This window comes from Burkholderia sp. MSMB617WGS (assembly GCF_001532025.2).
In the GTDB taxonomy this organism is placed as follows: Bacteria; Pseudomonadota; Gammaproteobacteria; order Burkholderiales; family Burkholderiaceae; genus Burkholderia; species Burkholderia savannae.
The window spans coordinates 35,517-48,780 of record NZ_CP013457.1 but is presented as its reverse complement, the minus strand read 5'-3'; the positions used below and the strand labels follow the sequence as shown (position 1 = coordinate 48,780).

Sequence of the window (13,264 nt, the reverse complement as noted above, 5' to 3'; positions counted from 1 at the left end):
CTTCCCCGCTTCGTTTCGCGGTGCGAAGCGAATTTCCTCGAACGCACGCTGCATCGCGCAACGCCGCGCACTTCATTTCGACATCCATAACGTCGGACGATGCCCGTGTGCATCGTCGAGCTAGTGTTTGTGCGCCGTCGGGAAAGATGCGCGCCGCACGCTGTTCCACACTCCGTGCCGGAGATCGACGGCGGCGCCCCGAGCGTCGCCGCGCATAACGACAACCCCAACGGAGACGACGATGAAGAAGTTTGCGGTAGCGGCGGCCGGCCTGGCCGTCACGGCGGGCGCGCACGCGTCCGACGGCAGCGTGACGCTGTTCGGCCTGGTGGATGCAGGCGTGTCCTACGTGTCGAACGAAGGCGGCAAGCGCAATGTGCATTTCGACGACGGCATCGCGGTGCCGAATCTGTGGGGGCTCAAGGGCACGGAGGATCTCGGCGGCGGCGCGAAGGCGATCTTCGAGCTGACGTCGCAGTACGCGCTTGGCAACGGCGCCGCGCTGCCGACGCCCGGCTCGATGTTCTCGCGCACCGCGCTCGTCGGCCTGTGGAGCGAGCGGCTCGGCAGCGTGACGCTCGGCCAGCAATACGACTTCATGACCGATTCGCTGACGTTCGGCTCGTTCGACGGCGCGTTCCGCTACGGCGGCCTCTACAACTTCCGTCAGGGCCCGTTCTCGAAACTCGGGATTCCCGACAATCCGACCGGCTCGTTCGACTTCGACCGGATGGCAGGCTCGAGCCGCGTGCCGAACTCGGTCAAGTACACGAGCGCGAACCTGAACGGTCTCGTGTTCGGCCTGATGTACGGCTTCGGCAATCAGGCGGGCGGCGGCCTGTCGGCGAACAGCACGGTCAGCGCCGGCCTCAAGTACGAGACGGGCAATTTCGCGCTCGGCGCCGCGTACGTCGAAGTCAAGTATCCGCAGATGAACAACGGGCACGACGGCCTGCGCAACTGGGGGCTCGGCGCGCGCTACGCGTTGTCGGCGTTCGATCTGAACCTGCTGTACACGAACACGAAGAACACGCTGACGGGCGCGGCGATCGACGTGATCCAGGCGGGTGCGCGCTACGTCGGCGCGCCGTGGACGATCGGCGCGAACTACGAATACATGAAGGGCAACGCGCAGCTCGAGCACAACTACGCGCATCAGGTCACGGCGGCTGCCCAGTATGCGCTGTCGAAGCGCACGTCCGCCTACGTCGAGACCGTGTATCAGTTCGCGGGCGGCAGCGCCGGCGCGCACGCGTGGATCAACGGCGTGATGGGGCCCGATTCGCAATCGAGCTCGCGCTCGCAGTTTCTCGCGCGCATCGGGATGCTGACCCGCTTCTGAACGCGTTGCGCTCTCCGGCGGCCGTCGCGCGGCGCGAGCCGGCACGGCGCGCCGGGCGCGCGGCCATCCGCCTGCGGCGGCCCGGCCGCAGGCCCGCACGCGCGACGCGTGCCGCGCCCCCTCCCCGCATCGGTCTCTTCCGCCCGCATAGGCTTCGCGCGACGGCTTATGTGGACCAGCGCACATAACTCCGCAGTCACCGCGTCAAAATCGTCGCTCGGGCGGCGGAATTCGCGTTCCGGAGTAAACCGGATTCAGTTCGCGCCGAATATTTAATATGCTAACTATATTCGGGCAGACAGGATGCCCCGGCACGGGTCCGGCTGGACGTGTACTCGCAAGGAGCGCATGGTGAACGGCAGATTCTTCACGACGGCGGGCGAATCGCCCGCGTTTCGCGGCCGCGCGTGGGGCCGCGTCGTCACGCAGTACTTCGGCGGACTCGACGCGTGCTGCGACGACGACGCATTCGACGCGCAGCTCAGCCAGTACGAGATCGGCCCGATGCGGGTGTTCACGATCGCCGCGCCCGCGCACCGGATCGTGCGCCCGGTCGCGGCGCTGCACGATCACGGCTCCGACTACTTCAAGCTGATCCTGCAACTGAGCGGCGTGAGCGAAATCGAGCAGCGCGGCAAGGTGTTCCGGCTTCGCACGGGCGACTGGAGCCTGTACGATCCGCGCGTGCCGTACAGCATCGCGAACCTGACGCACGTCGAGCAGCTCGCGATCCAGATCCCGCGCAAGCAGCTAGGCGGCTTCGCGGTGCCCGATCTGCACACGTCCGATGCGCGCGAATTCGAACTCAAGGGGCTGTTCTCGCTACTGTCGTCGTTTCTCGTATCGTTGTCCGAACAATTGCCGTCGCTGCCCGGCACGACGGGCACCGCGCTGTCGGAGACGATTCTCGGCCTGATCGTGTCGACGCTGAGCGCGCAGCGCGATGCGCAGGGCGAGCACGTCACGCTGCCCACCGTGCTGCGGATGCGCGTCAAGCAATACATCCAGGGCCACCTCGCCGACGCCGATCTGTCGATCGACCGGATCGCGCGCGAGCTGCGCTGCTCGAAGCGCTATCTGCACCGGATCTTCGAGGAGGAAGGCGTGACGATCGACCGCTACATCTGGTCGAACCGGCTCGAGCGCTGCAAGGAGGCGCTCGACAACGCACGCGCGGCGAAGCCCGCCATTTCCGAAATCGCGTTCAGTTGGGGTTTCAGCAGCAGCGCGCACTTCTGCCGCAGCTTCAAGCAGCGTTACGGCATGACGCCGCGCGAGTTCGTGCGGCGGCGCGCGTCGTCCTGAGCCGCACGGGCGGCACGCCGTCGGCTGTCGCCCGGCCCGCTCGCTTCGCGCCGGGCGACGCGCCTGTTTCGATGCGTCAGGCCGCGTTCGCGCCGCTTCCCTTCGATGCAAGATAGCTGCCGTGCAGAATCTCCGGCCGCTCGCGCAGCGTCTGCGCGCTGCCGGCGAATGCGACGCGGCCGCGCTCGAGCACGTAGGCGTCGGTCGCGAGCGCGAGCGCGATCGTCGTGAACTGCTCGATCAGCAGCACCGCCACGCCCTCTTTCGCGATCTGCGCGACGGTCCGCGCGAGGCGCGCCGTGACGGCAGGCGCGAGGCCGAGCGACAGCTCGTCGATGAGGAGCGTATGCGGTTCGCCGATCAGCGCCTGCGACACGCACACCATCTGTTTCTGGCCGCCCGACAGATCGTTGCTGCGTGCATCGAGCTTCGGCTTCAGTTCCGGGAAGATCGCGAGCACGCGTTCGATCGCGTCGTCGAGCCGCCGCGCAGACAGGAACGCGCCGGCGGCGCGCAGGTTGTCGCGAACCGACAGCTCGCCGAGCACGCGATGCCCTTCCGGCACGACCGCGATCCCGCGACGTCGCACCGCCTCGGGCCGCAGCGCGCCGAGCGGCGCGCCGTCGAGCAGCACGTCGCCGGACGTCGCGGGCAGCGCGCCCGCGACGCTCATCACGAGCGTCGATTTGCCGGCGCCGTTCGCGCCGACGAGCGCCGTCACCCGCCCGGGCGCGACCGTGAGCGACACGCCGTGCAGCACGGGTTTGTTCGCGCGATGGACGACGAGGTCTTTCACTTCGAGCTGCATGATCGTCGGACTCCTTGTCAATTGAGATGCGGCGCGCGTGCCGCGCCGCATGCGTGCGGCCGCGCGGGCTCGCGTAATGCCGCGAATGCCGCGGGGCGGTAAAGCGCGTTGCGCGTCAGGCGTGGCGCGTGCGTCGAGCGCGGACCGGCCGGTTGCGCGACGCCGCGCGTCTTTTCGAGTTGCCCGGTCGCGTGTCGCCGCGGCGCGGCGCGATCGGGCGGCGAACCGCAAACCGGCCTTGTGCCGCTCGCGTTCGCGATCACGCGCGACGTTTTCCGCAACGCGCGCCCACCGGTTCGCCGCCTCGCTTCAGGTTTCATGCTCGTCGAATGCCTTGCCGAGATACGCGCTGCGCACGAGCGGATCGTCGAGCACCGCGCGCGTCGGTCCGAGCGCGAGCCGCTTGCCGAAATCGAGCACGAGCGTCTGTTCGCACACGGCGTCGATCAGGTCCACGTCGTGATCGATCAGCAGCACCTGCGCGCCGACGAGTTCGGGAATGCGAACGATCACGTCACGCAGCCGCGCGGCTTCGGCTTCGTTCAGGCCAGCGCCCGGCTCGTCGAGCAGCAGCAGGCGCGGCTCGCCGACGAGCGCCTTGCCGAGCTCGAGCATCCGGCGCTGATACAGGTTGAGCGCCGCGCCCGGCACGTGCGCGACGTCGGCGAGGCCGACGAGCTCGAGCGCGCGCACGGTGTCGTCGCACGCGGCGAGCGCCGGCATCACGTGCTCGGCGAGCGCGAGCACGTTGTCGTGGACGCTCAGGTCCTCGACGATCTGTTCGGTCTGGAACGTCCGCCGCACGCCCGCGCGCACGCGCTCGGTGACGGAGAGCGCGAGCAGCGCGCGGCCGTCGAGCGCGACGCTGCCCGCGCGCGGCCGCAGAAAGCCGCTCAGCACGTTGAGCAGCGTCGTCTTGCCCGCGCCGTTCGGGCCGATCAGCCCGCAGATTGGCGCGTCGAGCGTCGCGTCCAGCGCATCGAGCACGCGCGTGCCGCCGAACTGCACGGTCAGGTTCGAGATTTCGATCATCGCGCGCCTCCGTCGCGGGGGCGCAACGCGTGCGCGATCCGCGACGCGAGCCCGGCAAGCTGCCCGGCGATGCCGGCGGGCGCGGTGATCAGCGCATGCAGCAGCGCGGCGCCGAAGAAGATCATCGCGAGATAGCCGTTCACCCCGAAATCGGTCAGGAGCGCGGGCACCGCGCGCAGCAGGAGCCCGGTGATCAGCGCACCGAACCAGTGATAGACGCCGCCCACGACCGACAGCGCGAACAGCAGCACCGATTCGGACGCGGCGAACGCGCGCCCGTCGAGCTGGCCGACTGTGCCGGCGAGCAAGCCGCCCGACAGCCCGGCGAGCAGCCCCGCGAGCCCGAACGCCCACGTTTGATAGAGGACGACGTTCACGCCCGCCGCGAGCGCGGTCGTCTCGCCGCGCCGGATCAGCGCCCACGAGCGCCCCGCTTTCGAGCGGCGATGCAGCTCGATCAGCGCGAACGCGAGCGCGGCCCACGCGGCGACGTAGCGGAAATACGCGGCGTCGCTCTGACCAAAGAGCGGCCGCGCCATCATCTGCCGCGCGCCGAACGATAGATGGCCGGTGAAGCCGTCGCCGCCGTCCGGGAAGCCGATCGCGGACACGACGACCTGAAACCCGCCCGCCATCATCAGCGTGACGAGCGCGAGATAGAGGCCGCGCAGGCGCAAAGCGGGCAGCCCGGCGATCATGCCGATCGCGCTGCCGCCCACGGCGCCCGCGATCATGCAAAGCTCGAACGGCACGCCGAGATGCGCGAGCCTGAGCGCGACCCAGCCGCCGACGCCGAGCAGCGCATGCTGCGACAGGCACACGAGCCCGAGCTGCCGATACAGCAGCGCAACGCCGGCGGCGGCGATGCTGATCGTCAGCGCGGACGTCAGCGTCTTGATCCAGTACGCGTCGGCGACGGCGGGCACGACGAGCGCGATCGCGGCGAGCGTGCCGAGCGTCGCGGCGAGCGGGATGCGCGCGCCGCGCGGTCGGACGCGTGCGGCCGCGCGGCGCGGCGGCTCGGCAAAGGCGAGAGGCGTTTTCATGATTCGTTCGCGGCGTGGCCGATCGATTTGGAGCCGATGAAGAGCATCGCGACGAGCGCGATCAGGAACGGCGTCGCGCTGCGGTAGGGCGCGAAGCCGGGCACGGTGATCGCGAGCGCCTCGGCGAGGCCGATCGCGATGCCGGCCGCGACCGTCGCGGGCAGCGACGCGAGGCGGCCGACGATCGCCGCGGCGAACGCCGGGATCACGAGGAACGTGAGCACCGCCGCCTGCAGGCGCACGAGGTTCGCGAGCAACAGGCCCGTGATGCCCGCGAACACGCCGGAGATCACCCACGCGGCGACGTCGACGCGCAGCACGCGAATGCCGAGCAGGCCGCTCAGGTGCCGGTTGTTCGACAGCGCGCGCATCTGAAGCCCCAGCCGCGTGCGCGCGAGCACGACGCCGATCGCCGCCATCATCGCGAATGCGAGCGCGAGGCCGACGATGCGCGTGTACGTGAAGCGGACGTCGCCGAAGTCGAGCGCTTCGCTGTCGGTCGGCAGCACGAGGCGGCGCGGCGTGTCGCCCCAATACCACTCGCAGAAGCCGAGCAGGACGAGCGCGAAGCCGAGCGTCGCGACGCTGCGCACGACGCGCTCGCGCCCGGCGAGGCGCGGCGCGAGCACGAGGCCGTAGACGAGCGACGCCGCGGTCGACGCGGCGATCGCCGCGCCCCACGCGAGCGTCTGCGGATAGTCCGCGTCGAGGCACGCGGCCGCGACGTAGGCGCCGAGCGCGCCCGTCGCGCCGAACGCGAAGTTCAGCACGCCCGATGCGCGATACAGCACGACGAGACCGACGCCCGACAGCGCGTAGACCGCGCCGACGCCGAGCCCGGAGATCAGATACGGAACGAAGTCGATTGCGTTCATGTCGTCAGTGCATCTTCTTTTCGGCCGCGCGGATGTCGGCGAGTTGCGGATCGTCGACCGCCTGGCAGGCCGATGCCGTCTTCCAGCCCGAGCCCGTCGATTGCGCCATGCGGCCCGCGTTGTTCGCGTTGTGCCGGTCGCCCGCGCCGACATAGAACGGGCCGCACAGGATGTCGCTGCGGAAGTCCTTCACCTGGCGCAGCGCGGCCGTCACGTGCGCGCGGTCGAGCTGGTTCGCGGGCAGCTTCAGCAGCGTGTCGGTCACGAGCCGCGCGGCGAGATAGCCCGCCTGCGAGAACGTGTCGCGCGGGTCCTTCTTGTCGCCGTACTTGTTCATCACCGCGAGCCAGTTCTGGTTGTCGGGCGTTGGCGCGTCGAGCGGCTGGAACTCGAGATTCACGTCGAAGTTGCCCTTCCAGTACGGGCCGATCGCCTTCGGCACGCCGAGGTCGTAGCCGGACGCCGCCGACACGAAATGAATCCGCCGGCCGAGGTTCTGCTGCTCGGCGGCCGACAGGATCGGCACCATCAGCCCCTTCGGCAGCCCGAGCAGGATCGCCTGCGGATTCTTCGACGCCGCCTGCAGCACGACCGAGGTCGGATCGGCGGAATCGGGGTCCATCACGATCGTGTCGACGCTCACGCCATTCTGCTTGCCCCACAACGCCGGCCCTTCGCACGACCACGCGCCGAGGCTCGGAATGTTCGGCGCGATGCAGACCATCCGCGTCGCCTTGTACTGCTGCTTCGCGTACAGCGCGGCTTCCGTCATCGACAGGCGCGGCCCCATGTTGAGCGGCACGTAGTTGCGCGCGAAATAGCATTCGCGCGGCACGCCGACGCCCGCGATCGCGATCACGTTCTCCTGCTCGTAGAACTTCGCGTTCGCGCCGCATTCGACGAAGCTCGCGTTGCCCGCGAGCGCGAGCACCTTGCGATCGCGCACGAGCTTAGACGCGACCTGCGACGCCGTTTCCGGATTCCACTGATCGTCTTCGACGAGGTATTGGACCGGCCGGCCGTTGATCCCGCCGTTCGCGTTCACGCACTTGAAATACGCGGCGGCCGCCCGCACCGACGAGCTGAAATCGTCGGGGCCGGTCTTGCCGACGATCGCGCCGATCGGAATCGGCGCGCCGGCCGCGGGCTTGCCGTTCGCGAGCCCGCAGCTCTGCGCGAACGCCGCGTGCTGCGCGAAGAGGCCAGCGGCGCCGATGCACGCGCCGACGAGCGTGCGCTTCATGTTGGGGAAAAGCGGCTTCATCGTGTCTCCTGGTGTTGTCGTGGGGCGCGGCTCCGCGTGCGGGCCGCGCCCTCGGGTGCTGCGTGGATGCTCCGGTGTTGCTCGGGTGTCGCTTCGATACGTCGGTGCTGCAATGCGTCAATGCTTCGGTGCATCAATGCTTCGGTGCTTCGCCGGCGCTCGGCCGCTTCGCGGCGCGTGCCGGTTCGCGCCGGTTCGCCCGTCAATGCGCGATGCAGACTGACTTGAGCTCGGTGAACTGCTCGAGCGCCGCGCGGCCGAGTTCGCGCCCGTAGCCCGATTGCTTGAATCCGCCGAACGGCAGGTTGTTGTCGAGCATGTTGTGCGTGTTGACCCAGACGATGCCCGCCTTCAGGCGCGGCACGACGCGATGCACGAGCGACAGGTTCTGCGACCACACGCTCGCCGCGAGCCCGAAATCGGTGTCGTTCGCGAGCCGCACCGCGTCGTCGACCGTGTCGAACGGCGTGACCGTGACGACCGGACCGAACACTTCCTCGCGCACGATCCGCATCGAGGGCGCCGCGTCGACGAATACCGTCGGCTTCACGAAATAGCCGCCGTCGAGCGCGCGTGCGCCGCCCGTGACGAGCGTCGCGCCCTCTTCCTTCGCCGCGTCGACGTGGCCGAGCACGCGCTCGAAGTGCCGCTTCGACACGAGCGGGCCGATCTGCGTGTGCGGATCGAAGCCCGAGCCGACCTTCATCGATTCGGCCGCCGCGGCAATGCCGGCAACGACGCGCTCGAAGTGGCGCTTCTGCACGTACACGCGCGAGCCCGCCGTGCAGACTTGCCCCTGGTTGAAGAAAATTCCTTGCGCGGCGCCCCGCGCGGCAACGTCGGGATCGGTGTCGTCGAAGACGATGAGCGGTGACTTGCCGCCGAGCTCGAGCGTGAAGCGCGCCATCCGGTCGACGGCCGCGTGGCCGATCGCTCGGCCGACGCCGACCGAGCCCGTGAACGTGATCTTGTCGACGCCCGGATGCGCGACGAGCGCCGCGCCCGCCTCGGCGCCCGTGCCCGTCACGATGTTCAGCACGCCGTCGGGCAGCCCCGCCTGCTGCGCGAGCTCGCCGAGGCGCAGCGCGGTGAGCGGCGTCTCCTCGGAGGGCTTCAGCACCACCGTGCAGCCGCACGCGAGCGCCGTCGCGACTTTCCACAACGCGATCGCGAGCGGGAAATTCCACGGCACGATCGCGCCGACGACGCCCACCGCTTCGCGGCGCGTGTACGCGAAATACTCGGTGTCGGCGGGCACCGCGATCGACGTGTCGAGCGTCGAGCCTTCGATTTTCGTCGCCCAGCCCGCCATGTAGCGCACGTATTCGGCGCCGCCCAGCACGTCGATCGCGCGCGCGACGCCGACGAGCTTGCCGGTCTCGAGCGTCTCGAGCGCGGCGAGCTCGTCCGCGTGCCGCTCGATCAGTTCGGCGAGCTGATGAAGCAGCTTCTCGCGGCTCGCGGGCCGCATCCGCGGCCAGTCGCCCGAATCGAACGCGCGGCGCGCGGCGGCGACGGCCGCGTCGACGTCGCGTGCGTCGCTCGCGGCGACCTCGGCGATCGTCATTTCGGTCGCGGGATCGACCACGGGCAGATAGCGGCCCGAGCGCGGCTCGGCTGCGCCGCCGTCGATCCAGTTGCCGAATTGGCGGCGGGCGAGAAAGCCGGATTGGCGTTGATGCTGTGTCGAGAGAGCGGCCAGGTTCATGAAGATCTCATGCAAAACGGAACGGTTGAACGGAAGCGCGAATGCGCGTTCACGGCTGCATCGCCCGCGCCACGAGCAGCGTGTCGGTGAACTGCTCGAAGCGCACGATCTTGCCCGCCTCGACGCGCCAGACGTGCGCGACGCGGCACTCGAACGATTTGCCGGTGCGCTTGTAGGTGCCCGAGTAGCGGCCGATGCCGATCACGGTGTCGCCCGCGTCGTGCAGCGCGTCGAGCTTGAACGTGTAGCCGTCCCACTCTTCGCCTAGGCGCCGGAACACGTTGCTGACGATCTCGTCCGCGCTGCGGTACGTGCCCGCGCACGGAAAGCCCGCCATCTCGGTCCATTCGATCGAGGGCGCGATGTCGGCCATCATCGCGGCGGGATCGCGCCGGTCGGATGCCGCGTAGTGATCGGCGACGATTTGATAAGGGGTACGCATCGTGTGCTCCTCAGACAGGTTGCGCATCGTCCGGATAGACGGTCTGCGACAGTTTGCGGATGAACGAGCCGGCCGGCTGGTTCGAGATCGCGCCGTCGCCCGTCTCGCCGAGGAACTTGCCCGTCGAGCGGCCGGCCGCGAAGTTGAACACGAATACCGACGCGACCGGAATCAGGAATTCCCGGAATGTGAATACATAGAGATCGTCGGCGAACTTGTAGGTCGTCGCGAGATCGACGTCGCCGTGGCCGCGCTGCTCGCCGACGAGACATTGCCAGCAGTAGCGCGTCGAGCTCAGGTACGTGTGTTCGTATGTATGGTTCGGGCTGTAGACGTTCAGCGTGCGCGTGCCGATCAGGTCGCGCGTTTGCGCGGGCGCGACGCCCGACACGCCCGCCTTGGCCGTCTCGGCCTCGCCGCCCGCGAGCGCGCCGACCAGGAAATCCTGCGCGACGCGCGGCTCCGCGCCTGCTTCGTCACGGCTGCGGATGCGCGACAGGATGCCGAGCGCGCGCCGCGTCGCGGTATTGAACACGAGCGTCAGCGCCTCGGCCGGCCGGCTTTTGAACGTGACGTCGACGAAGAACGTGTCGGGCGCGACTTCGATCGCTTCGTACCAGTCGGTGTCGCCCGCATCGCCGTGTCGCCACGAGAGCGTGTGGCCGTCGACGAAATTCGCGGCGAACGCGCCGCTCGGCAGCTCGAACGTCAGCGTGCGGCCGGCGAGCGCCTGCGTCGCGGGCAGCCGGTTCGTGTCGATGCCGGCTGCGAAGTCTTCGTAGTTCTTCCAGTCCTGCGGTGTGTCGCTCATCGGTTCGGTCCTCGAAAAAGGTGTTCTTGCGCGTGGCCGCGCTCAGCGTGCGAATTCGATCGTCGGCAGATCGACGGCCGATGCGCCGCCGTCGACGAGGAGCGACGTGCCCGTGATCATCGACGCATACGGCGACGCGAGATACAGCACCGTGTCGGCGACTTCGTCGGGCTCCGCCGGGCGGCCGAGCGGCACGTCGCGCGTGACGAGCCGGTACGCGTCCTCGCGCGTCGCGAGTCCGTGCGCGTCGCGCAGCGCGTCCATCTGCTCGTCGGCCATCGCGGTGCGCACCCAGCCCGGACACACCGCGTTCACGCGCACGCCGGCGCGGCCGTAGTCGCGCGCGAGCGAGCGCGTGAGGCCGATCAGCGCATGCTTCGTCGTCACGTAGCCGATGACGTTCGGGCCTGCGAAATGTCCGGCGAGCGACGACAGGATCACGATGTTGCCGCGCCGCTCGATCAGCTCGGGCAGCAGCTCGCGCGCGCAGACGAACGCGGTGTCGAGGTTCACGCGCGTCGATTGCGCCCACGATGCGTCGTCGGTGTCGAGCGCGCTGCCGACGCCGTGGCCGCCTGCGTTCGCGACGAGCACGTCGACGCGCCCGAACGCCGCGCGCGCCTCGTCGAGCGCGCGTTGCACGTCGCGCGCGTCGGCGGCATCGCCCGCGACGGCGATCGCGGCGCCGCCGAGCGGTTCGGCGACGGCTTCGAGCGGCTCGCGGCGGCGGCCGACCAGCACCGCCTTGCCGCCCGCTTCGACAAACTTGCGTGCGACGGCGGCGCCGATGCCGGTGCCGCCGCCCGTGATCAACGCGACTTTGTCGTTGAACGTGTGCATGACTGACGTCTCCTTCGATTGAGTGTGAATGCGCGATCGTGACGGCACGACGGCGCAACGTAACAACGCGTGCGCCGTGCTCAGCGCAGGTGCGCCGCGGGCAGCGGCGCGGCTTGCGGCGCGCCCGCGGCGGCGCGCCCGTTCGATACGGCGGCCGGCGACAGCATGAATTCCGCGCAGCGCTCGGCGATCATGATCGTCGGCGCATTCGTGTTGCCGGACACGAGCGACGGCATCACCGACGCGTCGCAGATCCGCAGCCCGCCGACGCCGCGCACGCGCAACTGCGCATCGACGACGGAAGCCGGATCGCCGCCCATCCGGCACGTGCCGGACGGGTGATAGACGGTCTTCGCGTGCGAGCGCACGTAAGCGTCGAGATCGACGCGGCCGCCGTTGCTCGGCAGCATCTCGCCCGCGATCGCCTTCGACATCGACGGCATCCGCATGATCTCGCGCGCGAGCAACAGGCCGCGCATGAGCGCCGCGAAATCGTCCGGATGACTGAGGAAATTGCCGTCGAAGAGAATTGGAGCGTGCGGATCGGCGCTGCGCAGGCGCACCGTGCCGCGCGACTTCGGCCGCAGGAAGCACGGATTGATCGAGATCCCGTGGCCCGCGAGCGGCTCGCGGCCGACGTCGCCGACGAGCACGGGCAGCACGTGGAACTGCACGTCCGGACGGCCGCCGTTCGCGGTGTCGACGAAGCCGCCGCTTTCGACGACGTTCGACGTGAGGAGCCCCGTATGAAACATCGTGTACTGGATGCCGTGACGCAGCGCGTTGAGCCCGCGGTCCTGTCCCGCGAGGCTGATCGGCTCGCGCGCGCGCCCGTACAGCGACACTTCGAGATGGTCCTGGAAGTTGAGCCCGACCTCGGTCGAATCGTGCACGACCGGAATGCCGTGCTGCAGCAGTTGATCCGCCGGGCCGACGCCCGACAGCATCAGGAGCTTCGGGCTCGCGAGCGCGCCCGCGCACAGCACGATCTCCGAGCGCGCGCGCACGATCCGCTCTTCGCCGTCGCGCGCGTGGTAACGCACGCCGACGGCCGCGCCGTTCTCGAACACGATGCGCGTGACGAACGCATCGGTTTCGATCGTCAGCAGCGGATCGCGCTTGACGGCGGCGAGATACGTTGCGGCGGTGCTGCCGCGCCGGCCTTCGAACGTCGTCGTCTGATAGAAGCCGACGCCCGCCTGCGACGCGCCGTTGAAGTCGTCGTTGTACGGCAGTCCGAACTCTTGCGCGCCCTGGACGAACGCGTGGCTGAGCGGATGCCGAAAGCGCGTGTCGCTCACGTGCAGCGGCCCGTCGACGCCGTGCAGCGGCCCCGCGAGCCGGTGATTGTGCTCGGCGCGCCGAAAGAACGGCAGCACGTCGTCCCAGCCCCAGCCGTCGCAGCCGGCGTCGCGCCAGCCGTCGTAATCGGCGGGCGTGCCGCGGATGTAGACCATCGCGTTCACCGAACTGCCGCCGCCGAGCGTGCGGCCCTGCGGCACGTACATCCGGCGGCCGGCCGCGTGCGCTTGCGGCTCGGTCTCGTAGACCCAGGTCCGTTTCGTGCCGATCACGCGCACGAAGGTCGCGGGCGTGTGGACGAAGAACGAATTGTCGGGCGGGCCGGCTTCGAGCAGCAGCACGCGATGCCCGGCCTTGACGAGCCGGTGCGTGACGACGCAGCCGGCAGAGCCGCCGCCGATCACGATGTAGTCGAATTCCGTCGAGCCGTTGTGGTTTGCCGCCGACATATGTCGCTTCTCGCTTGGTCGAATGGATGGACAGGCTGCC

Annotated in this window: 12 protein-coding genes; 2 read left to right on the top strand and 10 right to left on the bottom strand. The window is 69.3% G+C overall.

The window, feature by feature from the left end; all coding sequences use genetic code 11:
• Positions 1 to 241 precede the first annotated feature (241 nt).
• Complete coding sequence (locus WT60_RS00235) at positions 242 to 1,342, top strand: porin (RefSeq protein WP_060356248.1); 1,101 nt, start codon at positions 242 to 244, stop codon at positions 1,340 to 1,342.
• A 348-nt stretch (positions 1,343 to 1,690) separates the two neighbouring features.
• Entirely contained in the window at positions 1,691 to 2,647 is a 957-nt protein-coding gene (locus tag WT60_RS00230; protein WP_038749997.1) for a helix-turn-helix domain-containing protein, read from the top strand.
• Positions 2,648 to 2,723: 76 nt separating this feature from the next.
• Here WT60_RS00230 and WT60_RS00225 read toward each other — a convergent pair whose 3' ends face one another.
• The 10 genes from WT60_RS00225 to WT60_RS00175 form a co-directional block, all read right to left on the bottom strand.
• Positions 2,724 to 3,455: an ABC transporter ATP-binding protein gene (locus tag WT60_RS00225; protein ID WP_038749994.1), complete on the bottom strand. Its 732-nt coding sequence runs from the start codon at positions 3,453 to 3,455 to the stop codon at positions 2,724 to 2,726.
• 309 nt (positions 3,456 to 3,764) lie between these two features.
• Positions 3,765 to 4,487 (bottom strand): ATP-binding cassette domain-containing protein, encoded by a 723-nt coding sequence (locus WT60_RS00215; protein ID WP_060356247.1) that lies wholly within the window; start codon positions 4,485 to 4,487, stop codon positions 3,765 to 3,767.
• Complete coding sequence (locus tag WT60_RS00210; protein ID WP_038749985.1) at positions 4,484 to 5,533, bottom strand: branched-chain amino acid ABC transporter permease; 1,050 nt, start codon at positions 5,531 to 5,533, stop codon at positions 4,484 to 4,486. The genes WT60_RS00215 and WT60_RS00210 overlap by 4 nt, the downstream gene beginning before the upstream one ends.
• Positions 5,530 to 6,408 carry a branched-chain amino acid ABC transporter permease gene (locus WT60_RS00205; RefSeq protein WP_038749983.1) on the bottom strand — a complete coding sequence of 293 codons (879 nt, stop codon included), beginning with the start codon at positions 6,406 to 6,408 and terminating at the stop codon, positions 5,530 to 5,532. Before WT60_RS00205 ends, WT60_RS00210 begins: the two co-directional genes overlap by 4 nt.
• Positions 6,409 to 6,412: 4 nt before the next feature.
• Positions 6,413 to 7,672 (bottom strand): ABC transporter substrate-binding protein, encoded by a 1,260-nt coding sequence (locus WT60_RS00200; protein WP_038749980.1) that lies wholly within the window; start codon positions 7,670 to 7,672, stop codon positions 6,413 to 6,415.
• Positions 7,673 to 7,874: 202 nt separating this feature from the next.
• On the bottom strand, positions 7,875 to 9,380 hold the full coding sequence (locus WT60_RS00195; RefSeq protein WP_059578124.1) for an aldehyde dehydrogenase family protein: 1,506 nt from the start codon (positions 9,378 to 9,380) through the stop codon (positions 7,875 to 7,877).
• Positions 9,381 to 9,429: 49 nt separating this feature from the next.
• Positions 9,430 to 9,822: a nuclear transport factor 2 family protein gene (locus tag WT60_RS00190; protein WP_038750219.1), complete on the bottom strand. Its 393-nt coding sequence runs from the start codon at positions 9,820 to 9,822 to the stop codon at positions 9,430 to 9,432.
• Between the two features lie 10 nt (positions 9,823 to 9,832).
• Positions 9,833 to 10,633, bottom strand: coding sequence for a molybdenum cofactor biosynthesis F family protein (locus WT60_RS00185; RefSeq protein ID WP_059645255.1), 801 nt, complete (start codon positions 10,631 to 10,633; stop codon positions 9,833 to 9,835).
• Positions 10,634 to 10,675: 42 nt separating this feature from the next.
• Entirely contained in the window at positions 10,676 to 11,473 is a 798-nt protein-coding gene (locus tag WT60_RS00180; RefSeq protein ID WP_038749974.1) for an SDR family oxidoreductase, read from the bottom strand.
• An 80-nt stretch (positions 11,474 to 11,553) separates the two neighbouring features.
• Positions 11,554 to 13,224 carry a GMC family oxidoreductase N-terminal domain-containing protein gene (locus WT60_RS00175; RefSeq protein ID WP_060356246.1) on the bottom strand — a complete coding sequence of 557 codons (1,671 nt, stop codon included), beginning with the start codon at positions 13,222 to 13,224 and terminating at the stop codon, positions 11,554 to 11,556.
• Between the last annotated feature and the right edge of the window lie 40 nt (positions 13,225 to 13,264).